Consider the following 21,922-nt stretch of genomic DNA (forward strand, 5'->3'; position numbering starts at 1 on the left):
CAGGGTGCCTTAACAGGCTGTTACGAGAGGTCCATCAAAGGAAAAGGCCCCGAAGGGCCTTTTGCAAGATCAGCGGCTCAGTTGCAGCGGCTGGCCCGAGGCGGTGGAACCGCTGAACTGGTTTTCCGCGGTTTTGTAGACGCTTCCGATCACGTTGCCATTGCTGTCCTTGAACTGGACCTGCTTGCCGGACACTTCCCAGGAGCGGATCTGGGTCAGCTCGCCCGCACAACCGCGCGTTCCCCCGCGGGAACCGCTGCCAAGGTTGGTGAGCGTGAGGAACATGTCGCAGCTCGTGGCGCCCCCGACGCGCCAGCTGCCCACCATCGCTTCCTTTTTGACGTCGAGTCCGCTGGCGGCCATTGCATCCGTTGCACCACCGGGAAGAGACGCCTGCTGGGTGGGGGCAGTCGGGAACTGACCGTTCGGAGCTGCGGCAGAACCCGGCGCGGGAAGCTGGGTGGCCTGCACGCCTGTCACAGGCTGCGCAGCCAGCGGAGCGGGTGAAAGGGAGGCCTGCGTACCAAAGCCGCTGTCTGCCGTCCGCTGGCAACCCGCCAGCGCGAGAACCACAACCAAACCTGCCGTCGCCTTGCCAAACCGCATTTATCCCGCTCCTCAGTTCGCCACTGTTTCAAGCCTTGCACGCAATCATGGCGGAATATCGTAAGTCCGCCATAATAATCAAGGACCCGCTAACCCTTCATAGAGAGGATTTGCGTGTTTCTCGATGCGCTTGTGCCAGTCCGCCACACTGGCAGCCCGACGGAGGGGCGATACACGCCATAAGAGCACCTCCGAGCTTGCTCCCCCGATCTTGGAGAAGTCAGACGCGGCGCTCCACCATCATCTTCTTGATCTCCGCAATCGCCTTCGCCGGGTTGAGCCCCTTGGGACAGGTCTGTGCGCAGTTCATGATGGTATGGCAGCGATAGAGCCGGAACGGATCTTCGAGGTTGTCGAGACGCTCGCCCTTGGCTTCGTCGCGGCTGTCGATCAGCCAGCGATAGGCCTGCAGCAGCACCGCCGGACCGAGATAGCGGTCACCGTTCCACCAGTAGCTCGGGCACGAGGTCGAGCAGCAGGCGCACAGGATGCACTCGTAAAGACCGTCGAGTTTCTGCCGGTCCTCGTGGCTCTGCTTCCACTCCTTTGCAGGCGGCGGCGAAACCGTTTTCAGCCAAGGCTCGATGGAGCGGTGCTGTGCATAGAAATGGGTCAGATCGGGAACCAGATCCTTCACCACAGGCATGTGCGGGAGGGGATAGATCTTCACCGCTCCGGTGATGTCATCCATCCCCTTGGTGCAGGCCAGGGTATTGGTGCCGTCGATATTCATGGCGCAGGAGCCGCAAATGCCCTCGCGACAGGACCGGCGAAGCGTCAGCGTCGGGTCGATATTGTTCTTGATGTAGAGGAGACCATCGAGAACCATCGGGCCGCAATCGTCGATATCGACATAGAACGTGTCCATACGCGGATTCTGACCATCGTCAGGGCTCCAGCGATAGACGCGATATTCGCGCACGTTCTTTGCACCCTCGGGCTTCGGCCATACCTTGCCTTCGGTGATCTGGGAATTCTTGGGGAGAGCGAGTTCAACCATCGTGACTTTCTCCGATCAGTAAACGCGGGCCTTCGGCGCGATCTTCTTGGGATCGATGCCGTCAGCGATGAGGTCGGTGTGAACAGGGCGATAGTCGAGCTTCACGTCACCCGCCTCGCTGACCCAGGCAAGCGTATGCTTGCGCCAGTTCTCGTCGTCGCGTCCACCCATCGGGCCATCCTTGTAGTCCTCACGGGCATGGGCGCCACGGCTTTCCTTGCGGGCTTCCGCGCCATAAACCGTGGTGATGGCGTTGGCCATCAGGTTTTCCAGTTCCAGTGTTTCCACCAGATCGGAATTCCAGATCATCGAGCGGTCGGTCACCTTGATGTCCGGCAGTTCCTTCCAGATCGCGGAGAGACGGCGGCAGCCGCTTTCGAGCGATTCCTGGGTGCGGAACACCGCCGCATCTTCCTGCATAGCCCGCTGCATCTTGTCCCGCAGCAGCGCAGTCGGCGTGGAGCCGGACGCATGACGAAGCCTGTCGAAGCGGCTCATGATCTTGTCACAGGACGCAGTGTTCAGCGATGGAACCGGAGCGGCGCGATCGATCACCTGACCGGCACGGATTGCGGCAGCCCGCCCGAAGACCACCAGGTCGATCAGCGAGTTGGAGCCGAGGCGGTTTGCCCCGTGCACCGACGCACAGCCCGCTTCCCCGACGGCCATCAGGCCGGGCGCAATACGCTCCGGATTCTGGCTGTCGGCATTCAACACCTCGCCCCAGTAATTGGTCGGCACGCCGCCCATATTGTAGTGAACCGTCGGCAGAACCGGGATCGGCTCACGGGTCACGTCGACGCCGGCGAAGATTTTGGCCGATTCCGAGATGCCCGGGAGGCGTTCATGCAGAACGGCCGGATCGAGATGGTCGAGATGCAGGAAGATATGGTCCTTGTTCTTGCCGACGCCACGGCCTTCCCGGATTTCCATCGTCATGCAGCGAGACACGACATCGCGCGACGCCAGGTCCTTGGCCGACGGGGCATAACGCTCCATGAAGCGCTCGCCCTCGGAATTGACGAGATAGCCGCCCTCGCCTCGGGCGCCCTCGGTGATGAGACAGCCCGCACCGTAAATGCCGGTCGGATGGAACTGCACGAACTCCATGTCCTGCAACGGCAGGCCGGCGCGTGCGATCATGCCGCCGCCGTCGCCGGTGCAGGTATGGGCGGACGTCGCCGAGAAATAGGCGCGACCATAACCGCCGGTCGCCAGGACCACCATCTTGGCAGCGAAACGGTGGATCGTGCCGTCATCGAGGTTCCAGGCCACCACGCCGGTGCACTGGCCGTCGTCCGACATGATGAGGTCGAGCGCGAAATACTCGATGAAGAATTCCGCATTGTTGCGCAGCGACTGTCCGTAGAGGGTGTGCAGGATGGCATGGCCGGTCCGGTCGGCCGCGGCGCAGGTGCGCTGCACGGGCGGGCCTTCGCCGTAATTCTGCATGTGGCCGCCGAACGGGCGCTGATAGATCTTTCCCTCTTCGTTGCGCGAGAAGGGCACGCCATAATGCTCGAGTTCGTAGACAGCCTTTGGAGCCTCCATGGCGAGGTACTGCATGGCGTCCACGTCACCGAGCCAGTCCGAGCCCTTGACGGTGTCATAGAGATGCCACTGCCAGCAGTCGGGCGTCATGTTCTGCAGGGAAGCGGCAATCCCGCCCTGCGCCGCGACCGTGTGCGAGCGGGTCGGGAAAACCTTGGTAATGCAGGCGGTGCGAAAGCCCTGCTCCGCCATGCCGAGCGTTGCGCGCAAACCCGCGCCCCCGGCGCCGACGACGATCACGTCATAGGCGTGATCGACATAAGTGTAAGCCTTGCCATTCTGGGCGGGTGAAGTGATCGATGCCATGGGGATTATCCTGCAAAAGCGATTTTCAGAAGGGCGAACAGGGAAGCGCCGGCAACGAGAACCGCAAAGAATGTGTTGAGGATCAGAAGTACGATCTTGGTCAGTTCGACGTGAATGTAATCCTCGATGATCACCTGCATGCCGAGCCGCATGTGCACGGTGACCGAAACGATGACCAGAGCGCAGACGATGGAAACGAGGGGGTTATGAAGAACAGCCACCATTTCCTGATAGGGCGCTCCGGCATAGAGCACCATGAAAACGACGAAGAAGCCGATCAGGAACAGGTTTGAAACCGCCGTCAGGCGCTGGCGCCAGAAATGTTCGGTTCCGTCCTTGGCGGAGCCGAGGCCACGTACCTTGCCGAGGGGAGTGCGCATATCCATGGTCTTCGTCCTCAGCGAATGGAGTAACCGATTATCCAGACCGCCAGGGTCAGGACGATGGAGCCGATCAGGTTGGCCCGGGCAAGTTTCGTGGAGAATTCTTTCTCGAAACCGTAACCGGCATCCCACAGCAGATGGCGCAGGCCGCCGAGCAGGTGGTGCAACAGGGCCCAGGTGTAACCGAACAGCACGAGCCGGCCGAACCAGGTGCCCATGAACCACATAACCCAGCTATAGTATTGCTCCCCCGAGGCGGCAGCGATCAGCCACCAGACCACCAGGAGGGTGCCGACATAGAGCGCGCCGCCGGTAATGCGGTGCAATATGGACATGGCCATGGTTGGGATGAGCCGGTAAATCTGCAGATGCGGCGACAGGGGCCGGTTATTCGTGACATTCGCCATCAGATACCTCTAGGGCGTTTTCAAAGCGCACCGATCGGGCGCAGTGATCGGAACGGCATTCCGGAAGATTCAACTGGGCGCAACAATCTTGCGTGCAGTGCGTCATCAAGGACACATAACGACGCCATTGCAGTGCAGCAAGCGGAATTGCCGAGTGTTTTCAATTTAATCGATTCGCGCATGAACGGAATGCCGCAACCCATCAAACTTTGGAACTAATACCCTTCGCGATCCGGTCAAGATTCGAAGGGCTGCGAGCGGACGTTCCGGCACATTATGCCGCACATCCTGACCGCCTGCATCGCGGCCTGCGGGCTCCTGAAAGCCGCCTGCCCTCTGTTTAACCACGTTCGGTGAAATAATCGTTTCTGCGATGGAATCCGGAACAGGATCGGCGTAATGTCCGTTAACTTTTTGTTAACCAACTGAAAGGACAAGCGCATGGTTTCGCGTCGCTTGGGGTTCCTCATGGCCATGACGGCCACAGTGCTTTCCGCCTCCAGCGCCTCTGCAGGCGATTGGGGATATCAGGGGGGGCACGATGGCTGGAACCGCCATCACCACCATCATCTGCCGCCAAGCTATGGCGGAGGGTACGGGCTGCCAACCATCGTTCCTGGACTGGGTACCTTTGCCGGTTCCATATCGGCCCTTCGCGTGCGGGGCGTCGGCACCTATTTCTATATCGAAGGCATGGGCGCCAAGAAGGAGCGCATGCTTCCCGCGCCCAAGGCCAAGATCATCTCCGTGCAGGCCGCGAAAGATCCATGTTCTTATGAAAACGGCGTGTGCGTCATACGGCCCTAAGCCGCTTTGGACGGCACCTGTGGCGCGAAAGACCATACGGTCGTTCGTTTCACTTCGCTGTCTTCAAGAATGCGGGTTACGGGCACTTCGTATGTCGCGAGCGCTTCCAGATGGGCTCGCGGCAGGTAGGAGCGGCCCGGATCTCCGGCAAGGACGGTGATGCCGCTCTTGCGAAGGCTGATAAACCAGGGCACCAGCGCTGCGGCAAAGGCACGATCATAAAACACGTCGCCGGCAAGCAGTATGTCCGCCTGAAGATCGTCACCCACGATATCAGCACCGTCGAATTCCAGGTCCACGGCATTGGCGGTCGCATTGAGGCGCACCGCGTCGCCGGACCACGGATCGATATCCACGGCCATGACATGCGCAGCCCCGGCCTTGGCCGCAGCAATTCCGACCAGGCCGGAACCGCTTGCAAAATCGATGACCCTTTTTCCTCTCACCAGCTCCGGATGGTCCAGCACATAACGGGCAAGGCCCTGCCCGCCCGCCCAGGCAAAAGCCCAGAAGGGAGGCGGCAGACCGATCTCCTCAAGTTCGCTTTCGGTCTTGTGCCAGAGTTCGTGTACTTCGGTAGCCAGATGAAGGCGGATTTCCGGCACATGCGGTGGCGCCAGCAAATCGGTATTCTGCAGGATAAACTGCCGGGGATCGGTTTTCATTCGGGGGAGCGCGGAGGATTGTCCAGTCCGCCCATGCGGCAGACCTCGGCATATTCGTCCTCCGTCACCGGCTGGACCGAGAGCCGCATGGAGGTCACCAGCGACATTTGCGAAAGCCGGGGATTGGCCTTGATTTCCTTCAGGGAAACCGGTCGGGGCATATCGCAGACGGACCGGATATCGACACAATCCCACCGGAGATCGCCCTCAGCGGTCGAATCCGGATGGGAAAGCGCGCAAACCTCGGTAATCCCGACAATCTCCAGCCCCTCGTTGGAATGGTAGAAGAACCCCTTGTCACCGATACGCATGGCTCGCATGTTGTTCCGGGCGAGATAATTTCGAACGCCGGTCCATTCCGTGCCCGTCTCGCCGGCAGCCTTCTGCATATCCCAGGACCACTTGAAGGGTTCGGATTTATAGAGCCAGTAGGCCATGTCATGCCTCAGGATTGTTGAAGACCCAGTTGAACGGCTTGATGTCGACGGATTGGAAGAGACCCGCTTTGGCATAGGGATCTGCAGCGGCGAGCGCCTGTGCTGCATCGATTGTCTCCGCCTGAACGACAACAAGGCTGCCACAGGGCTTGCCATCGCCATCCAGGAACGGGCCAGCCATCTTCAAAGTCCCGGCGGCGTTCAGACCGTTCAGCCATTCCACATGAGCCGGCCTCGTTTCCATGCGCAAGGAAAGATGCGCTGGCTTGTCGGTGCAAAGGAGAGCAAAGAGCATGGAATCCAATCCTTCATTCAGTGGTGATCGGCCGGCTCATCAATTGTTCGAGCGCGGTTGGTATATCGAGAAGTCCATCGATGATGGCGGCGACGGCCTGGGTTATCGGCATGTCGATTTTGAAGCCCTCGGCGAGCCGGGACGCGACAGCCGCTGCAAAAGCGCCTTCGACCAGTCGCCCCCCTTGCGCGTCTGCCCCGATGCCCTGTCCAAGCGCGATCCCAAAACGCAAGTTTCGAGATTGATGGCTGGTTGCCGTCAGCACAAGATCGCCCAATCCGGATAAGCCCCGCATGGTCTCCGCCTGCCCACCCATGGCGACCGCAAGGCGGGACATCTCGGCCAAACCGCGCGATATCAGCGCAGCGCGTGCCGAATCGCCAAGTCCCGCGCCCTCGACCATGCCGCAGGCAATCGCCAGAACATTCTTGAGCGCGCCTCCCAGTTGCACGCCGACCGGATCGTCCGACGCATAAAGACGAAATGTCGGTCCGGAAATCAGGCGCGCAAGATCTTCCGCATGCTCGAGCCGTCGGGCGGCAAGCGACATGGCGGTGGGCAGACCTTTTGCGATGTCGGCCGCAAAACCCGGACCGGACAGCACGGCAATCGGATGCCCGGGCAAACGCTCCTCGAGCACATGGCTCAACAGACGTGTCGTCTTCCGGTCGATACCCTTGGCACAGGTAACAATGCTCGCCTCGCCTTTCAGGAAAGGCCCGTAGGCGACGCTCGCGGACGCCTGTGCCTGGGAGGGCATGGCGAACAGGACGAGGGCCGCGGTGGCCAGCACCTTGGGATCGGCGCTGAACTGCAGATCCCCATGGAGCGCAACGCCGGGCAAAGCCTCTTCATGGTGGAGCAGCCGCGCCAGATCGGACATCTTGCTGGCATCGCGACCCAGAAGGATGGTTTCCATAACCGCGTTTCCGGCGATCATATTGGCAAGGGCCGTACCGAAGGCGCCGGCGCCGATCACAACGCAGCGTTCGCGGGTCATGCTTTTGCTCCCCTCTTCCCATGCCCGATCCGTGTCTCGGCACTTGTATCGAGCGGCCAACGGGATCGCGGCTGCACGTCAAGTGCATCGGCCGGAAGCCCTGCCGCCATCCGCTCCAGCCCAGCCCAGGCAATCATGGCTGCATTGTCCGTGCAAAGAACATGCGGCGGTGCGAGGAAGAGGAACCCGTGCTGCCGGCAGAGCCCGTCGAGCGTTGCCCGCAAGGTCCGGTTCGCCGCAACGCCACCGGCGACAACAAGGGCCGGCTTCGCGTGGTCGCCGAATACCGCCCGAAAGCGCTCCAATCCTCGGCCGATACGATCATTCAAGGTCCGGGAAACCGCATGTTGGAAGGACGCACAGATATCGGCGACGTCTTGTTCACCGAGCGGTTCGATGGCGGTGGCCGCCTGGCGCACGGCGGTCTTGAGACCGGAAAAGGAAAAATCCAGTCGCGCCTCCCCGACCAGAGGCCGCGGCAAGACAAATCGCCGCTCGTCGCCGGTAGCTGCGGCGCGCTCGACGGCGGGGCCTCCCGGATAGGGAAGCCCGAGCAGTTTGGCGGTCTTGTCAAAGGCTTCGCCGAGCGCATCGTCGATGGTGGTTCCCCAACGCTCATAATCGCCGACGCCCTTGACCAGGATGAGCTGGGTATGCCCGCCGGATACCAGCAGCATCAGATAGGGAAAATCGATGTTGTCCGTCAGGCGCGCGGTCAGCGCATGCCCTTCCAGATGATTGACGGCATAGAGCGGCTTGCCGGTCGCCATGGCGATCGCCTTGCCCGTCATCAATCCGACGATCAGTCCACCGATCAGGCCCGGACCGGATGTCGACGCGATCGCGTCCATCTGTGCAAGCGGCATCCCCGATTGCAGGAGAGCCTCTTCCACCAGCGCGTCGAGTGCCTCCACATGGGCACGCGCTGCAATCTCCGGAACGACGCCTCCGTAAACGCTGTGCTCCTCAAGCTGGCTCAGCACCACGTTGGAGAGAATTTCCCCACGGCCATTCTCATGGCGCACCACGACGGAAGCCGCCGTCTCGTCGCAGCTCGTTTCAATCCCCAATATGGCAAGTTTGGTCGGCATGAACCCGTTCATTGATTGCGGTAAACGGAAAAGGAGTTTAGTGGAAACTCCGGTAACAATGGATCGAGGCGGATGCAAACAAAACCTTTCCGGATCGGAACCCGTGGCAGCCCCCTGGCGCTGGCTCAGGCCTATGAAACCCGTGACCGTCTGATCGCGGCCCATGGTTTGCCTGCCGACCGGTTTGAAATCGTTGTCCTGTCCACAAAAGGAGACAGGATTACCGATCGCTCACTCTCGGAAATCGGCGGAAAAGGGCTCTTTACCGAGGAACTGGAAGAGCAACTGCTGGCTGGCGACCTGGATTTTGCGGTTCATTCCTCCAAGGACATGCCGACGAAACTTCCCGAAGGTCTGCATATCTCGGCCTATTTGCCCCGGGAGGACGCACGGGACGCTTTTGTCGGGCGGACGGCCGCCAAACTGCTGGACCTTCCCCGGGGCGCCACGATCGGCTCTTCGTCCCTGCGGCGTCAGGCGCTTATTCGCCGCCTGCGGCCGGATATCAACGTCATCACTTTCCGTGGCCTCGTGGATACGCGCCTGCGCAAGCTCGCCGAAGGCCAGGTGGACGCGACCCTTCTTGCCCTCGCCGGCCTGCGGCGGCTCGGAAAGCAGGATGTGCCGACCGAGATTCTCGACACCGCAGAATTTCCGCCCGCGCCCGCGCAAGGAGCGATCTGCATCGAGAGCCGCATCGGCGATGGCCGGGTCGATGCACTGCTTTCCGCCATCAACGACCGTGCGACCTTTGACGCGGTCTCCTGCGAGCGCGCCTTTCTGTCCGCACTCGACGGCTCCTGCAGGACGCCGATAGCCGGCTACGCAATCGTCCGTAACGACCATATTCGCTTCTCCGGCATGATTTTGACCCCGGATGGATCGCAGTCCCATCGTATCGAAGCGGAAGGCAAGCGCGGCGAGGCAGAGTTGATTGGCATTCGCGCCGGCGAAGAGATACGCCAGAAGGCGGGACCGGACTTTTTTTCGAGCTGGAGCTGAAGGCCATGCGGGTGCTGGTGACGCGCCCGGCGGCGGCGGGACAGCGCACCGCCGAAAAACTGCAGAGACAGGGACACGAACCTCATCTCCTGCCTCTTTTTGCAGCGCAGCACCTCGATCTCACCGATGAGTTGCGTGCCATGCCGGCGCCCAGCGGAATCATATTGACGAGCGCCGAAGGGATACGCGCCTTCGCGCGCTACCCTTCGATGATCTCCAGCTTTTCTGACATACCGGTCTTTGCGGTGGGCAAGGCTACGGCGCGCGCCGCATGCGGCGCCGGTTTCACCCGGATAAAAGTTGGCTCCGGCTATGGTGCGGATCTGGCGGAGCTGATCCGCACCCACGTCAAGCAGCGTATGTCCCCGCTCCTGTACGTTGCCGGCACGCCCCGCAGCCCGACCCTCGAACAGGGGCTGGATGCGGCACACATTCCGGTGCGTGTGTGGGTCGCCTACCGGATGGAACCCATCGCCTATGATCCGCCGCGCGTGAGCGCAGCGATGGCGGAGGAGACCGCGGTTCTGCTCTACTCGAAGGAAGCCGCCTTGCGAATGGTGCAGCTTTTGCAGCGGCAGGAGGATGTGCGGGGATTGACCTTCTATTGCCTAAGCCCGGCCATTGCCGCCGCCTTGCCCGGCCCATGGGCTTCCCGCATCCATATTGCTCCCGAGACGAGCGAGGACGCCTTGCTGTCCCTGCTCGGAAGCGTCTGAATTGGCGGTCCGAAACCGGGCTATTTCGTTGACGGGCCTTTTCTTCCCCCTCTTGACCCTCTACTTTCCCATGGAGAGTTCAAGACATGAGGAATGCCATGGTTCAGGACAGGTCTACCGGCGATCAACAGGGCGATGAAGCAGACATCCTGGATCTGAAGGCTGAACCGAGTGAACCGGAGGCCGGACGCTCCGCACCAGACGATGCGGACCGGACCACGGCCGATAGGGCCACCAGCACAAGCCCCTCATCGGCTGCGCCGGGTCCCGATCCCGAAACGTCCGCCCCAGCCGGAAAGGCAACGGTCCGCAACCCCTCCCCCTCCATGCCGGCCATGATCGGCGCGGGAATTCTCGGCGGGCTCATCGCGCTCGCTGCAGCGGGCAGCATGCAATATGCCGGCTACCTGCCGGCCGCCAGCGCAGAGAAGGGCGGGTCCGGAACGGGGGAAGAAATCGCGACCCTGCGCGCCGAAGTGGATGGGCTGAAACAGCAACTCGCCACCATTCCAGCCGATGTCCAGCCCACCGGAGACCTCGAAAAGCGTATTGCCGCGTTGGAAAACCGACCCGTCGCATCCGGAAACGCCGATCCGCAAGTCTCGGCGAAAATGGAGGCGCTTGAAGGCCGGCTGAAAAAATTCGAGGAAGCGGCCGGTCAGAGCGAGGCCGAAGCCACCCGCAAGATGTCTGATCTTTCGGCGCGCCTCAAGGAGGCCGAAAAGACCCTGGCACAGAGACCCGGCGAGACCGCGGTTTCCCGCACCATTGCTGCAACCTATCTGAAAGCGGCCGTCGACCGGGGAGATCCCTTCCTCACAGAACTGGAAACTTTTGCCGCCCTTGCGCCGGACGAACCGGCTGTTTCGGGCCTGAAGCCCTTCGCCGCGGCTGGTGTAACGTCGAGGGCAGAGCTGGTGCGGAGCTTCGATGCCGTCGCAACATCCATTGTCGAGGCGATCAATCAGCCCGCGGCGGGCGAAGGCTGGACCGACCGCCTGCTTCACAGTGCCCGATCGCTTGTCAGCATTCGCCCGGTTGGAAACGTCGAAGGGACCGACGGAGGGGCTGTCCTCGCCCGCCTGGAGGACAAGTTGAAGAATGGCGATTTCAAGGGAGCTGCACTGGAGTGGGAGGCCCTGCCGGAGGCGGGCCGTGCCGTCTCCGCTGCCTTCAAGCAATCGCTCGACAATCGCATCAAGTCCGACGAACTGACCGGCGCTCTTGTCGAGCGCACCAAGACATCCGCATTGCAGGCCGGCTGAGGGACCAAGAATGATCAGACTTATATCCTATGCTGTCCTGGTTCTTGCTCTTGCCTGGGGCTTTTCCTGGCTTGCAGACCGCCCTGGCCAGATGATGATCCTGTGGCAAGGCCAGCGGGTCGAGATGAGCCTCATGGTGGCCGCGGCGATGATCGTTGCCGTCATGGCCCTTTTTCTCATGATCTGGTGGCTGGTCCGGCTGGTCTGGACGTCTCCGCAGGCGGCATCCCGCTATTTCCGGGCCCGCAAACGGGATCGCGGCTATCAGGCGCTCTCCACGGGGCTGATCGCTGCCGGGGCCGGCAATGCTCTCCTTGCCAGCAAGATGGCCGAGCGCACGCGCGGCCTCCTGAGTGCCGATCAGGAGCCGCTGATCCATTTGCTGGAAGCACAGGCCGCCCTTATCAAGGGCGACCACGATGCCGCTCGACGGAAGTTCGAAGCCATGGCCGAGGATCCGGAAACCCGGGAACTGGGTCTTCGGGGACTTTTCATCGAGGCGAAGCGCGCAGGGGCGGGTGAGGCAGCGGAGCATTTTGCCACCCAGGCTGTCGAGCGTGCGCCCTATCTGCCCTGGGCGTCCCAGGCTGTCCTGGAATATCGGACCCGTGCGGGCGATTATGATCGGGCGCTCGACATTCTGGAGAAACAGAAAGTCTCCCACAGCGCCGGCGGACGCGACACCACGCGCGAGCGCGCTGTCCTCCTGACGGCGCGTGCCGGGTCGAGACTGACCTCGGACCCCAAGCTTGCCCGGGAAGATGCGTTGCAGGCCCTGAAATATGCACCGGCGCTCGTACCGGCGGCGGTCATTGCTGCCAAAGCCTGGTTCCGGGAAGACAATTTCCGGCGCGGCACGGCCGTTCTGGAGCAGGTCTGGAAAATCGAGCCTCATCCGGACATCGCAGAGACCTATCTGCGCGCCCGGAGCGGCGATACGGCCCTGGACCGGCTCAAGCGCGCCGAAAAGCTGGAAAGCCTGAAGCCGGACAATCCGGTGGGGCTGGCCGCTACGGCCCGAGCGGCTCTTGAGGCCCGCCAGTTCGACAAGGCGCGCGAGAAAGCGGAAGCAGCGCTGAAGCGCGATCCGCGCGAGGGCATCCTGATGCTTCTGGCGGAAATCGAAGAAGCGGAGACCGGCGACCAGGCGCGCATGCGCCACTATCTTGCGGCGGCTTTGCGGGCTCCCCGCGACCCCGCATGGGTGGCGGATGGGGTTGTCTCCGACACCTGGCACCCACTGTCTCCTGCGGGGGAATTGGGCGGCTTCGTCTGGAAGCCTCCTTACGAGAACGAGGATGATGCGGCACAGCTGCTGCTCGACGACCTCCCGCCGCCGGCACCCCGGATTGTGGAGCCGGAGACACCGGCAATCGACGTTTCCGCGACGATCAGGGAAGAGCCGCCCCAAAGCTTGCCGACGCAGGAAACACAGGCTCCCCGAGCCGACAAGTCTGCGCCGGGAACGGACCCGACCGTTGTGCCGTTCTTTGGTCATGCGCCCGACGATCCGGGCGTAAGGGCCGGAGCCGTGCGGCCCCTGGACACGAAAAAACGCAAACCGCTATTCTAAGGATCGGTGAAGGGGACCGCAGGCATGTTCGAAAGACTGCAGGAATTCTTGAAAACGCTTGCCATGCCGGGCGACCGGCCGAGCTTCGAACCGGGTGACCCGCGTCTTGCCGTTGCGGCCCTTTGCATTCAGGTCATGGAGGCGGATGGCATCGTGCGCGACAGCGAGCAGGATCAGCTGAAGCAGATCCTCGCCGACCAGTATGATCTTGAAGGATCGGAGCTCGATGCATTGATTGCAGCAGGCCGGGAGGCGGGCAGCGAGGCCGTCGACTATTACCGCTTCACCTCCGAATTGAAGCGGCATCTCGACGAAGAGCAGCGCCGCCACCTCATTGGCCTGCTTTGGGATATGGTCTATGCTGACGGCGAACGCAGCGAAATGGAAGATCACGCGCTGTGGCGTATTGCCGATTTGCTGGGCGTCTCTGGCCGCGACCGGATAGAGGAACGGCAAAAAGCCGCTTTGCGCGCCGAACATGTCAGCCCCGATGAGATCAAGCCTGTCTGAACAAGCCCACCTGCAGCAGAATCTGCCCGTTTTGATCGTGCTCCATCAGGAACGCAGCAGCCCGGGTCGCATCGGGCAGTTGCTTCTAGAGAAGGGTTTCCCGCTCGACATCCGGCGGCCTGCATTGGGCGACCCGCTTCCGGAAACGCTCGCCTTCCATTCTGGCGCCATCGTCTTCGGCGGCCCCATGAGCGCCAACGATCCGCACGATTACGTCAAACGGGAGATCGACTGGATTTCCCTTCCCCTCCGGGAGAACAAGCCCTTCCTGGGTATTTGCCTCGGCGCCCAGATGCTGGTGCGCAATCTCGGTGGAGAAGTCCGGCCCCATAGCGAGGGGGTTACGGAAATTGGCTGGTATCCCATCACGCCTACCGAGACCGGACGGGCGCTGCTGCCTTGGCCGGAGCAGGTTTATCACTTTCACATGGAAGGTTTCGACCTGCCCCGCGGGGCTGAATTGCTGGCATCGGGCGCCCATTATCCCCACCAGGCATTTCGATACGGGCGTAATGCCTGGGGAATTCAGTTCCATGCCGAACTGACCCGCGCCATGATGCAGCGCTGGGTGGTTCATGGTGCTCACAGATTTGTCTTGCCAAACGCCCAGTCGGGGCGACAGCATCTGGAAGGCCGTCTCCTGCACGATGCACCGCTCCGGACGTGGATCTCGTCCTTCCTCGATCTGATCTTCGCGTCCGCTCAGGCCCGACCCAGGTGATCGGGTGCATCGAGGCTGTCGATGCGACGGAGCTTCGGAAAGCCGGCCGCCCAGAGGAACGACACGGCCAGCGTGCCGATACCGCCAATCACCACGGCCGGCACGGCGCCGACGAGATGCGCCATCGTGCCGGCGCGAAATTCGCCGAGCTCGTTGGAAGCGCCGACAAAAACCATGTTGACGGCATTGACCCGCCCGCGCACTTCGTCCGGCGTCCAGAGCGTGATCAGGGTTTCCCGCACATAAACGGAAACCATGTCCGCCCCACCCATGACAAACAGGGCCGCGATCGATACCCAGACATGGGTAGACAGGCCGAAGAGGACGGTCGCCAAGCCGAACAAGGCCACACCAGCGAACATGAGCCGTCCGGCATGGTGGCGGATGGGATAGGCCGCAAGCAGGGCAGCGACCACAATGGCGCCTGCTCCCGGCGCAGATCGCAGAAGACCGAGCCCCCAGGGCCCGAGAACAAGAATGTCCCTCGCGAAAACCGGCATCAGCGCCACTGCTCCACCGAGCAGGACCGCAAAAAGATCCAGCGTTACGGCTCCCAGCACGATTTTTTCGGAGGAAATGAACCGGAAGCCGGCCAGAACCGTGCTCCAGCTGCCCGCCTCCGCCGAGCGCCGTTGCGGAGGCTTGGGGATCGAAAAGACCAGCGCTGAGGCCGCCAGAAGGAACAGGAGCGCGACGCTATAGGCTATGGCTGCGCTGAGCCCATAGAGAAGCCCCCCGGCGACGGGCCCGACAATGGAGGCCGCCTGCCAGGAAGAGGAGTTCCAGGCAATGGCATTGGCGAGGTCTTTTTCCGGTATCAGGTTTGGCGCGAGCGATTGAACGGCAGGGGCCATGAAAGCCCGCTCGATCCCGAAAACGATCAAAACGGCGAATACGGGCAGCGGAGAGAAGGCTTTAGCCAGCGTAATGCCGAGCAGGGCGGCGCAGCAGGCCACGCTGAGCAGCATACAGAGAGCCACGATCATGCGGCGATTGTAGCGGTCAACCACCGAACCGGTAATCAGCAGGAGAAGCAGCGAGGGCAGAAACTGGACCAATCCGATCATGCCGAGCAGCAGCGTATTGCGCGTTTCGTCATACATCTGCCATCCGACGGAAACGCTGATGATCTGGATGGCAAAAGTCGCCAGAAAGCGGGCAACGAAGAATCGTGCATAGGCCGAATGACGAAAGGCGGCAAAGCGATCCTGGGTCTGCATTGTTGCCCTCATGGTTCTCGTGCCTTTCTTGAAATTTTGCCTGTTAAACATGATTCTTCAATCGAACGGGAGCCCCACTTGCTCCCTTTGGCGGCAATGACTACATGTCTAGAAACGGAAATTCGGAGACGCACATGGTCGCGCTTTTTTGGCTGATTTATACGGTTTTGGATATTTACTTCTGGATATTGATCGCCAGCGCCGTCTACTCTTGGCTCTATGCATTCAACGTCATCAATCCCCGCAATCAGGCGATTGCTTCGATCGGTCAGTTTCTCTACGCCGTCACAGAGCCGGTTCTCGCTCCCATCCGTCGCCGGCTGCCCAATCTGAACGGCATCGATATCTCGCCGATTGTGGTGATCGTCCTCATCCAGTTCTTGCAGATCTTCCTGAGAACGAGCGTTCAGCCGGCCGTCTTCAGCGCGCTGGGCTGATGGATCAACCCTTCACCGTTCTGGCAGATCATGTGCGCCTTTCGGTTCGGCTGACGCCCGCCGGCGGGCGCGATCTGGTCGAAGGGCTGGAGAAAGCGGCCGATGGCAGCCTCTGGCTCAAAGTCAGGGTGTCGGTGCCCCCCGAAGATGGCAAGGCGAACAAGGCGCTTGTCGCACTCCTCGCCAAGACCTTCAGGATACCGAAGTCGGCGCTGAGCTTCGTTTCCGGCGAAACATCACGCAAAAAAATCCTCCGCATCGAGACCGATCCGGAGGATTTCAAGCGCAGGATAAGCGCGTTTTTCTAGCTTACTTTCCAGACTTTGCCTTGCAGCGCTCGACGGCCTCGGCGATCAGGCGTTGCGCCTCGTCAACTCCATGCCAGCCGAAGATCTTGACCCACTTGCCGGGCTCCAGATCCTTGTAGTGCTCAAAGAAATGCTCGATCTGCTTCAGGGTGATCTCGGGGAGATCGGTGAAGTTGCGCACCTTTTCATAACGCTTGGTCAGGTGGTCGGACGGCACGGCAATGATCTTCTCGTCCTTGCCGGAATTGTCTTCCATCATCATGACGCCGATGGGACGAACATTGATGACGCAACCGGGAATAAGCGGACGGGTATTGCAGATGAGAACGTCGATCGGGTCGCCGTCATCCGACAAGGTGTGCGGAACGAAGCCGTAATTGCCCGGATAGGTCATCGGCGTATACAGGAAACGGTCGACCACCAGCGTACCGGCGTCCTTGTCCATTTCATACTTGATAGGATGACCGCCGACCGGGACTTCAACGATCACGTTGACGTCGTGAGGCGGGTTCTTGCCGATGGAAATGGCGTCGATGCGCATGTAGATCCCCGTGTGATGGTTCGGATGGCCGGCAATATCCAATTTCATTCCGCAACGCAACACGGCTTTAGACCTATCGTGACCACCGAACCGGGCCGTTTTGCTGGCAAAGCCGGCATTTCCCCTTGCCTCATTCCTCTTTTGGCGGAAGATGAGGAAAGACTGCGGGGATGTGAAATGACCTTCAAAAGAGTGATCCCGGCCATGACCATCCTCCTGTGCGCGTCCGTCGCCCAGGGGGCAGACAGCCTTTTTACCAAGCTGACGCTCGACCGGTGCAAGACCATGCAAGAAGATCAGGGCGGGGTGATCCTCCGCTGTCCCGGTCTCAAGGGCTATCCCGTCCTCTACAAGGAAGGAGACCTGCGGCCGAGCCTTTTCTACGGCCCGGTCAACAAGGCTTATGCCGACGAGGGCTTCGAGACCTTTTCGGCTTTTGCCAGCGTCAACGATACGATCGAATGGCGAATCGCGGACAAGAAACCGTATGCGGCAGTTCTCCGCTTTTTCATCGCGAATTCGGATCCGCAGACGGGCGCGACTTCTGACGCCCTGAAGGGACAGGTTCTGGTGATTGCCCGGGTGGCTTCACGCGCAGACGACCGCAGCTGCGTGATTGGCATGGTCGACGCATTAGCGAACCGGAATGCAAACGAGCTTGCTCGAAAAGTGGCGGATGAAAAGGCCTCCCGCTTCGCCTGCGGCGTGGATACGGCGGTCTTCGAGGGGGATAAGGGTCCGCTTTCCTCCACATTCAGCAGCACGCTTCCAGGCTCTCAGCCGGCGCAGTAGCGGTCAGCTCCAGACATACCCAATCTTCTTGAGCGCACTGGTGCCGAAATTCTCCATTCCCTCGGCAATGTCGAGGCCGCCCTGATTGCGAAAAAAGCGATCCGCATGTTCGCTGTCTTCCAGGCACCAGACAACGAGACCACTGCAGCCGAGCGATTTCAGCAGCCGCCGGCATTCCCCGAAGAGCAGCCGACCGAGGCCGATGCCCTGATATTCCGGACGAAGGTAGAGTTCATAGACTTCGCCCTCCTGCGGCAGTGCACGGGCGCGGTTGAGGCCGAGTGTCGCGTAACCTGCCACCACACCCTCGACTTCAGCGACCAGAAGGGTGGCCGGTCCCTGGGTTGCCTTGCGCCACCAGCTCTCGCCCCGACGCTCGATCATGTCACGCAAAGGCTTGTGGGGGATGAGACCTTCATAGGCATGCTGCCAGGAAGCCCGGTGCGCCTCGGAAATGGCACGCGCATCATGCGGCTCGGCACGGCGGACATCGATCGATACGGTCTTCATGACGCAACTCTGACCCTTGGACAGACGGATCCGCAATCATTGCGAACCATCTCGAATATTCGAAGCACTCGCTGAAGTTAACGGTTTTTTAAGAGGCAGGGCAAGGCGTAAAAACCCCCGCACACAAGCAAAAACCCCGGCCGCAAGGCCGGGGTTTTCGAGAGGGTCCTGCAGAAACAGCGATCAGATGGCTGCGCGCTGCTTTTCGAAGCGCTTGCGATCGTTTGCGTCCAGATAAATCTTCCGGAGGCGGATGGACTTGGGCGTGACTTCCACAAGTTCGTCGTCCTGAATCCAGGAGAGCGCCCGTTCCAGCGTCATGCGGATCGGCGGAGTCAGTTTTACGGCTTCGTCCTTGCCGGCAGCGCGGATGTTGGTGAGCTTCTTGCCCTTCAGCACGTTCACTTCCAGATCGTTGTCACGGGAGTGAATGCCGATGATCATGCCCATATAGACCTTCTCGCCCGGATCGATGATCATCGGACCGCGATCTTCGAGGTTGAAGAGGGCATAGGCGACGGCTTCACCGGCTTCGTTGGCAAGCAGAACGCCGTTCACGCGGCCACCGATCTCGCCCTTGTAGGGCTGGTAGCTGTGGAACAGGCGGTTCATGATCGCCGTGCCGCGGGTATCGGTCAGAAGCTCCGACTGGTAACCGATCAGGCCACGGGTCGGCGCGTAGAAGACCAGACGCACGCGATTGCCGCCCGACGGACGCAGCTCGACCATCTCGGCCTTGCGCTCGGACATCTTCTGCACGACGACGCCGGAATGTTCCTCGTCCACGTCAATCAGCACTTCTTCGATCGGCTCGAGAAGGTTGCCGTCCTCATCCTTGTGCATGACGACGCGCGGACGGGAGACGGCAAGTTCAAAGCCCTCGCGACGCATGGTTTCGATCAGAACGGCAAGCTGCAATTCGCCGCGACCGGACACATAGAAGCTGTCCTTGTCCTCGGCTTCCTCGATCTTGAGGGCCACATTGCCTTCCGCTTCCTTGAGCAGACGGTCGCGAATGACACGCGATGTCACCTTGTCGCCTTCGGTGCCCGCCAGCGGGCTATCGTTGACGATGAAGGACATGGTGACCGTCGGCGGATCGATCGGCTGGGCCTTCATCGGCTGGGTCACCGAGGGATCGCAGAACGTATCGGCAACCGTGCCCTTGGAGAGACCGGCAATCGCCACGATATCGCCTGCATGGGCTTCTTCGATCGCGGTCCGCTCAATGCCGCGGAATGCCAGGATCTTGGAAATGCGGCCATTTTCGATCAGCTTGCCATCGGCCCCCAGCACCTTGACGGCCTGGTTCGGCTTGATGGACCCGGAGGCAATACGGCCGGTGATGATGCGACCGAGGAAGTTGTTGGCTTCCAGGATCGTGCCGATCATGCGGAAAGGACCTTCTTCGACCTTCGGCTCAGGCACATGCTTCAGCACGAGATCCAGCAGCGGCGCCAGGCCTTCATCCTGCGGACCTTCCGGCTCGTAGTTCATCCAGCCGTTGCGGCCCGAACCGTAGAGGATCGGGAAGTCGAGCTGTTCGTCGGTGGCGTCGAGGGCTGCGAAGAGATCGAAGACTTCATTGATGACCTCATCGGCGCGCGCATCCGGGCGGTCGATCTTGTTGATCGCGACGATGGGGCGGAGGCCGACCTTCAGCGCCTTGCCGACCACGAACTTGGTCTGCGGCATCGGCCCTTCGGCCGCATCGACGAGAACGATGGCGCCGTCCACCATCGAGAGGATACGCTCGACCTCACCACCGAAATCGGCGTGTCCGGGCGTGTCGACGATGTTGATGCGGGTTCCCTTCCATTCGACCGAGGTCGCCTTGGCGAGAATGGTGATGCCGCGTTCCTTTTCCAGGTCGTTGGAATCCATCACGCGCTCGGCGACGCGCTGGTTTTCACGGAAGGAACCGGACTGTTTCAGAAGTTCGTCAACAAGGGTGGTTTTCCCATGGTCAACGTGCGCGATGATCGCGATGTTGCGAATGGCCATAATGAATTCTTCTCTGGAGCTGGGGCGCATCATCGGGAGCAAGCGCCAATTTCAGTTGGCGCGCTCATAGCCTGTTTTTTGCAAATGCGAAAGGGGGGCGGGCGGATCATGCTTGAATACCGGCCTTTCGGGCCATTCGGTCCTGTCCATGCGCGGTCAGGAAACCGGCATCGTCGGGCGGCGGTCGTCGGGCGGCAGAGTGGCGGACCAGAGCTCCCGGTCGTCCCGATCCATGAGGCGGACGGTCATCTCGCCGCTTCGGCCGTGGATGTCCACGCGGCCAAAGAATTGCAGGCCGGCCGACGGCGGCAAGTTGCTCTCCGCACCACCCGGGGCCGCCTTGAGAAAGCGAACCTCCGGCCCGAAGGTCTTGTCGAGCGGTTTCGGTCCGTAGGTACCGGCATGCAGCGGTCCGGATACAAATTCCCAGAAAGACAGGAAATCAAGGAACTTCGCCCGCTCGGGACTGTAGTGGTGGGCGGCGGTGTAATGGACATCGGCCGTCAACCAGACGGTATTGCGAATGTCCCGATCCTTCAGAAAGCGCAACAGCCGGGCAAATTCCCGTTCACGCCCGTCAGGGACGCCATTATACCCGTCCGAAACCGCTTCAGCGCCTTTCTGCCGGCCATAATCGTCCCAGTTGACGAGCCCGATCGGCATGTCGCAGGCCATGACCTTCCATAGCGCGCGAGACCCGTCGAGCGAAGCCGTGAGCCAGTCGATCTGCTGCTTGCCAAGCAGTTGGGAAGAACGGGGATCCTTGTTCGCCCCGCGATACGAGCGTAAATCGAGAAAAAAGACATCGAGAAGCGGCCCATACGAAATCTTCCCGTAGATCCGGCCGGGTTCGCGCACCGCATATCGGATCGGAGTCATCTCCTCGAAGGCACGCCGAGCGCGGCGCGAATAGACGGAAATGTCCTTTTCCGGGTAGCGGGCATCGCCGGAAAGATCGGTAGAGGGAGACCAGTTGTTCAAAACCTCATGATCGTCCCATTGGTAGAAGCTGGCGCAACCGGCGCTGAACTGTCTGACATGGCGGTCGAGCAGATTGTATTTCCACTGCCCGCGATACTCGTCGAGACTGCGGGCAACATCCCGCTTCTCGTCTGTCACGATCCTGTTCTTCCAGACGGTACCGTCTCTCAGGGCGATCTCGTCGGGAATGGGATTGTCCGCGTAAACCGTGTCGCCCGAATGGATGAAAAAGTCGGCTTCGTGCCGGGCCATGGTCCGGTAGGTCGCCATGCCTGTCTCTTCGATCCCGTAACCTTGGCCGGCCGTATCGCCCGACCACAGGAAGCGCACCGACCGGCGGCGAAGCGGTGCGGTCCGGAAACGCCCGACGACGGGCTCCGATTGAATGAAGCCGGATTGCAGGTCGCTTGCCTGGAACCGGTAAAAATAATCCTGATCGGGCAGCAGGCCGTCAGCCAGCGCCTTGATCGTGAAGTCGCGATCGGGATGGGCGGTTAAAGTCGGGAGATGCAAGGGATCGGAAAAGCTCTCGGTCGTGGAAAGCGCGATATCGACCCGTGCCGGCCGGTCGAGCCGTGTCCAGACCATCCCGGACCGGAAATCGACATCGCCTGACTGCACGCCGTGGCTGAAGACAGGCGCGCTGCGGTGACGGGCATAGTAGGGCATGCCCAGCCCGGCCCCCGAGGAGAGCCCGAAGGCGCCGGTTCCAAAAAGAAAGTTTCGACGTGTCAGCATTGCGCGATCCGCTCGGTTCGGGCTGAAGAGCCAACCCGAACCGAGAGTCGCAGACG

General features: G+C 61.1%; 25 protein-coding genes. 10 read left to right on the forward strand and 15 right to left on the reverse strand.

What is annotated here, in order from left to right:
- Window positions 1-69: 69 nt before the first annotated feature.
- The 5 genes from ACT54B_RS14615 to sdhC all read right to left on the reverse strand — a co-directional run bounded on the left by ACT54B_RS14615 (window position 70) and on the right by sdhC (window position 4,253).
- Window positions 70-606 carry an AprI/Inh family metalloprotease inhibitor gene (locus ACT54B_RS14615; RefSeq protein WP_476045826.1) on the reverse strand — a complete coding sequence of 179 codons (537 nt, stop codon included), beginning with the start codon at window positions 604-606 and terminating at the stop codon, window positions 70-72.
- A 220-nt stretch (window positions 607-826) separates the two neighbouring features.
- Window positions 827-1,606 (reverse strand): succinate dehydrogenase iron-sulfur subunit, encoded by a 780-nt coding sequence (locus ACT54B_RS14620; RefSeq protein ID WP_476045828.1) that lies wholly within the window; start codon window positions 1,604-1,606, stop codon window positions 827-829.
- A gap of 15 nt (window positions 1,607-1,621) precedes the next feature.
- Complete coding sequence (sdhA, locus tag ACT54B_RS14625; protein ID WP_476045829.1) at window positions 1,622-3,463, reverse strand: succinate dehydrogenase flavoprotein subunit; 1,842 nt, start codon at window positions 3,461-3,463, stop codon at window positions 1,622-1,624.
- 5 nt (window positions 3,464-3,468) lie between these two features.
- Entirely contained in the window at window positions 3,469-3,849 is a 381-nt protein-coding gene (gene sdhD, locus ACT54B_RS14630) for a succinate dehydrogenase, hydrophobic membrane anchor protein (protein ID WP_476045830.1), read from the reverse strand.
- Window positions 3,850-3,860: 11 nt separating this feature from the next.
- Window positions 3,861-4,253 (reverse strand): succinate dehydrogenase, cytochrome b556 subunit, encoded by a 393-nt coding sequence (gene sdhC / locus ACT54B_RS14635; protein ID WP_476045832.1) that lies wholly within the window; start codon window positions 4,251-4,253, stop codon window positions 3,861-3,863.
- A gap of 441 nt (window positions 4,254-4,694) precedes the next feature.
- On the opposite strand from sdhC, the gene ACT54B_RS14640 reads away from it, so the two are divergent.
- Window positions 4,695-5,060: a hypothetical protein gene (locus tag ACT54B_RS14640; protein WP_476045833.1), complete on the forward strand. Its 366-nt coding sequence runs from the start codon at window positions 4,695-4,697 to the stop codon at window positions 5,058-5,060.
- On the opposite strand, the gene ACT54B_RS14645 is transcribed toward ACT54B_RS14640, so the two are convergent.
- Genes ACT54B_RS14645 through tsaD form a run of 5 tightly spaced genes read right to left on the reverse strand, consistent with a single transcriptional unit; the run spans window position 5,057 to window position 8,548 of the window.
- Window positions 5,057-5,725, reverse strand: a complete 669-nt coding sequence (locus ACT54B_RS14645) for a class I SAM-dependent methyltransferase (protein ID WP_476045834.1) — start codon at window positions 5,723-5,725, stop codon at window positions 5,057-5,059. The genes ACT54B_RS14640 and ACT54B_RS14645 overlap by 4 nt on opposite strands.
- Window positions 5,722-6,162, reverse strand: coding sequence for an EVE domain-containing protein (locus ACT54B_RS14650; RefSeq protein WP_476045835.1), 441 nt, complete (start codon window positions 6,160-6,162; stop codon window positions 5,722-5,724). The genes ACT54B_RS14645 and ACT54B_RS14650 overlap by 4 nt, the downstream gene beginning before the upstream one ends.
- A 1-nt stretch (window position 6,163) precedes the next feature.
- Window positions 6,164-6,457 carry a YciI-like protein gene (locus tag ACT54B_RS14655; RefSeq protein WP_476045836.1) on the reverse strand — a complete coding sequence of 98 codons (294 nt, stop codon included), beginning with the start codon at window positions 6,455-6,457 and terminating at the stop codon, window positions 6,164-6,166.
- A gap of 13 nt (window positions 6,458-6,470) precedes the next feature.
- Window positions 6,471-7,457, reverse strand: a complete 987-nt coding sequence (locus ACT54B_RS14660; RefSeq protein WP_476045837.1) for an NAD(P)H-dependent glycerol-3-phosphate dehydrogenase — start codon at window positions 7,455-7,457, stop codon at window positions 6,471-6,473.
- On the reverse strand, window positions 7,454-8,548 hold the full coding sequence (gene tsaD / locus ACT54B_RS14665; RefSeq protein WP_476045838.1) for a tRNA (adenosine(37)-N6)-threonylcarbamoyltransferase complex transferase subunit TsaD: 1,095 nt from the start codon (window positions 8,546-8,548) through the stop codon (window positions 7,454-7,456). The genes ACT54B_RS14660 and tsaD overlap by 4 nt, the downstream gene beginning before the upstream one ends.
- Before the next feature lie 72 nt (window positions 8,549-8,620).
- On the opposite strand from tsaD, the gene hemC reads away from it, so the two are divergent.
- The 6 genes from hemC to ACT54B_RS14695 all read left to right on the forward strand — a co-directional run bounded on the left by hemC (window position 8,621) and on the right by ACT54B_RS14695 (window position 14,335).
- Window positions 8,621-9,550 (forward strand): hydroxymethylbilane synthase, encoded by a 930-nt coding sequence (gene hemC / locus ACT54B_RS14670; RefSeq protein ID WP_476045839.1) that lies wholly within the window; start codon window positions 8,621-8,623, stop codon window positions 9,548-9,550.
- A 5-nt stretch (window positions 9,551-9,555) separates the two neighbouring features.
- A complete protein-coding gene (locus tag ACT54B_RS14675; protein WP_476045840.1) occupies window positions 9,556-10,266 on the forward strand; it encodes a uroporphyrinogen-III synthase in 711 nt (236 codons plus the stop codon).
- Between the two features lie 86 nt (window positions 10,267-10,352).
- Window positions 10,353-11,531, forward strand: coding sequence for a COG4223 family protein (locus tag ACT54B_RS14680; protein WP_476045841.1), 1,179 nt, complete (start codon window positions 10,353-10,355; stop codon window positions 11,529-11,531).
- A gap of 10 nt (window positions 11,532-11,541) precedes the next feature.
- Window positions 11,542-13,104, forward strand: a complete 1,563-nt coding sequence (locus ACT54B_RS14685) for a heme biosynthesis HemY N-terminal domain-containing protein (protein ID WP_476045842.1) — start codon at window positions 11,542-11,544, stop codon at window positions 13,102-13,104.
- A gap of 24 nt (window positions 13,105-13,128) precedes the next feature.
- Complete coding sequence (locus ACT54B_RS14690) at window positions 13,129-13,614, forward strand: tellurite resistance TerB family protein (protein ID WP_476045843.1); 486 nt, start codon at window positions 13,129-13,131, stop codon at window positions 13,612-13,614.
- Window positions 13,595-14,335, forward strand: coding sequence for a glutamine amidotransferase (locus tag ACT54B_RS14695; RefSeq protein ID WP_476045844.1), 741 nt, complete (start codon window positions 13,595-13,597; stop codon window positions 14,333-14,335). The genes ACT54B_RS14690 and ACT54B_RS14695 overlap by 20 nt, the downstream gene beginning before the upstream one ends.
- Here the strand turns inward: ACT54B_RS14695 and ACT54B_RS14700 are convergent.
- Complete coding sequence (locus ACT54B_RS14700) at window positions 14,317-15,555, reverse strand: MFS transporter (RefSeq protein WP_476045845.1); 1,239 nt, start codon at window positions 15,553-15,555, stop codon at window positions 14,317-14,319. The genes ACT54B_RS14695 and ACT54B_RS14700 overlap by 19 nt on opposite strands.
- Window positions 15,556-15,659: 104 nt before the next feature.
- On the opposite strand from ACT54B_RS14700, the gene ACT54B_RS14705 reads away from it, so the two are divergent.
- Window positions 15,660-15,992, forward strand: a complete 333-nt coding sequence (locus ACT54B_RS14705; protein ID WP_476045846.1) for a YggT family protein — start codon at window positions 15,660-15,662, stop codon at window positions 15,990-15,992.
- Complete coding sequence (locus tag ACT54B_RS14710) at window positions 15,992-16,300, forward strand: DUF167 family protein (RefSeq protein WP_476045847.1); 309 nt, start codon at window positions 15,992-15,994, stop codon at window positions 16,298-16,300. The genes ACT54B_RS14705 and ACT54B_RS14710 overlap by 1 nt, the downstream gene beginning before the upstream one ends.
- A 1-nt stretch (window position 16,301) precedes the next feature.
- Here ACT54B_RS14710 and ppa read toward each other — a convergent pair whose 3' ends face one another.
- Window positions 16,302-16,841 (reverse strand): inorganic diphosphatase, encoded by a 540-nt coding sequence (gene ppa, locus ACT54B_RS14715; RefSeq protein ID WP_476046225.1) that lies wholly within the window; start codon window positions 16,839-16,841, stop codon window positions 16,302-16,304.
- A gap of 177 nt (window positions 16,842-17,018) precedes the next feature.
- On the opposite strand from ppa, the gene ACT54B_RS14720 reads away from it, so the two are divergent.
- On the forward strand, window positions 17,019-17,633 hold the full coding sequence (locus tag ACT54B_RS14720; protein WP_476045848.1) for a hypothetical protein: 615 nt from the start codon (window positions 17,019-17,021) through the stop codon (window positions 17,631-17,633).
- Window positions 17,634-17,636: 3 nt separating this feature from the next.
- Here ACT54B_RS14720 and ACT54B_RS14725 read toward each other — a convergent pair whose 3' ends face one another.
- The 3 genes from ACT54B_RS14725 to ACT54B_RS14735 all read right to left on the reverse strand — a co-directional run bounded on the left by ACT54B_RS14725 (window position 17,637) and on the right by ACT54B_RS14735 (window position 21,866).
- Window positions 17,637-18,143: an N-acetyltransferase family protein gene (locus ACT54B_RS14725; RefSeq protein ID WP_476045849.1), complete on the reverse strand. Its 507-nt coding sequence runs from the start codon at window positions 18,141-18,143 to the stop codon at window positions 17,637-17,639.
- A gap of 183 nt (window positions 18,144-18,326) precedes the next feature.
- Window positions 18,327-20,147, reverse strand: coding sequence for a translational GTPase TypA (gene typA / locus ACT54B_RS14730; RefSeq protein WP_476045850.1), 1,821 nt, complete (start codon window positions 20,145-20,147; stop codon window positions 18,327-18,329).
- A gap of 156 nt (window positions 20,148-20,303) precedes the next feature.
- The gene (locus tag ACT54B_RS14735; protein ID WP_476045851.1) at window positions 20,304-21,866 is read right to left on the reverse strand and encodes an alkaline phosphatase D family protein; all 1,563 of its coding nucleotides are present in this window, start codon (window positions 21,864-21,866) and stop codon (window positions 20,304-20,306) included.
- Window positions 21,867-21,922 lie beyond the last annotated feature (56 nt).

It is taken from the genome of Gellertiella sp. DMC107, assembly GCF_056313605.1.

Coding starts and splice junctions, on each gene's coding strand:
- ACT54B_RS14615 (WP_476045826.1), bottom strand. CDS start 606: ATGCGGTTTGGCAAGGCGACGGCAGGTTTGGTTGTGGTTCTCGCGCTG.
- ACT54B_RS14620 (WP_476045828.1), bottom strand. CDS start 1,606: ATGGTTGAACTCGCTCTCCCCAAGAATTCCCAGATCACCGAAGGCAAG.
- sdhA (WP_476045829.1), bottom strand. CDS start 3,463: ATGGCATCGATCACTTCACCCGCCCAGAATGGCAAGGCTTACACTTAT.
- sdhD (WP_476045830.1), bottom strand. CDS start 3,849: ATGGATATGCGCACTCCCCTCGGCAAGGTACGTGGCCTCGGCTCCGCC.
- sdhC (WP_476045832.1), bottom strand. CDS start 4,253: ATGGCGAATGTCACGAATAACCGGCCCCTGTCGCCGCATCTGCAGATT.
- ACT54B_RS14640 (WP_476045833.1), top strand. CDS start 4,695: ATGGTTTCGCGTCGCTTGGGGTTCCTCATGGCCATGACGGCCACAGTG.
- ACT54B_RS14645 (WP_476045834.1), bottom strand. CDS start 5,725: ATGAAAACCGATCCCCGGCAGTTTATCCTGCAGAATACCGATTTGCTG.
- ACT54B_RS14650 (WP_476045835.1), bottom strand. CDS start 6,162: ATGGCCTACTGGCTCTATAAATCCGAACCCTTCAAGTGGTCCTGGGAT.
- ACT54B_RS14655 (WP_476045836.1), bottom strand. CDS start 6,457: ATGCTCTTTGCTCTCCTTTGCACCGACAAGCCAGCGCATCTTTCCTTG.
- ACT54B_RS14660 (WP_476045837.1), bottom strand. CDS start 7,457: ATGACCCGCGAACGCTGCGTTGTGATCGGCGCCGGCGCCTTCGGTACG.
- tsaD (WP_476045838.1), bottom strand. CDS start 8,548: ATGCCGACCAAACTTGCCATATTGGGGATTGAAACGAGCTGCGACGAG.
- hemC (WP_476045839.1), top strand. CDS start 8,621: ATGCAAACAAAACCTTTCCGGATCGGAACCCGTGGCAGCCCCCTGGCG.
- ACT54B_RS14675 (WP_476045840.1), top strand. CDS start 9,556: ATGCGGGTGCTGGTGACGCGCCCGGCGGCGGCGGGACAGCGCACCGCC.
- ACT54B_RS14680 (WP_476045841.1), top strand. CDS start 10,353: ATGAGGAATGCCATGGTTCAGGACAGGTCTACCGGCGATCAACAGGGC.
- ACT54B_RS14685 (WP_476045842.1), top strand. CDS start 11,542: ATGATCAGACTTATATCCTATGCTGTCCTGGTTCTTGCTCTTGCCTGG.
- ACT54B_RS14690 (WP_476045843.1), top strand. CDS start 13,129: ATGTTCGAAAGACTGCAGGAATTCTTGAAAACGCTTGCCATGCCGGGC.
- ACT54B_RS14695 (WP_476045844.1), top strand. CDS start 13,595: ATGAGATCAAGCCTGTCTGAACAAGCCCACCTGCAGCAGAATCTGCCC.
- ACT54B_RS14700 (WP_476045845.1), bottom strand. CDS start 15,555: ATGCAGACCCAGGATCGCTTTGCCGCCTTTCGTCATTCGGCCTATGCA.
- ACT54B_RS14705 (WP_476045846.1), top strand. CDS start 15,660: ATGTCTAGAAACGGAAATTCGGAGACGCACATGGTCGCGCTTTTTTGG.
- ACT54B_RS14710 (WP_476045847.1), top strand. CDS start 15,992: ATGGATCAACCCTTCACCGTTCTGGCAGATCATGTGCGCCTTTCGGTT.
- ppa (WP_476046225.1), bottom strand. CDS start 16,841: ATGCGCATCGACGCCATTTCCATCGGCAAGAACCCGCCTCACGACGTC.
- ACT54B_RS14720 (WP_476045848.1), top strand. CDS start 17,019: ATGACCTTCAAAAGAGTGATCCCGGCCATGACCATCCTCCTGTGCGCG.
- ACT54B_RS14725 (WP_476045849.1), bottom strand. CDS start 18,143: ATGAAGACCGTATCGATCGATGTCCGCCGTGCCGAGCCGCATGATGCG.
- typA (WP_476045850.1), bottom strand. CDS start 20,147: ATGGCCATTCGCAACATCGCGATCATCGCGCACGTTGACCATGGGAAA.
- ACT54B_RS14735 (WP_476045851.1), bottom strand. CDS start 21,866: ATGCTGACACGTCGAAACTTTCTTTTTGGAACCGGCGCCTTCGGGCTC.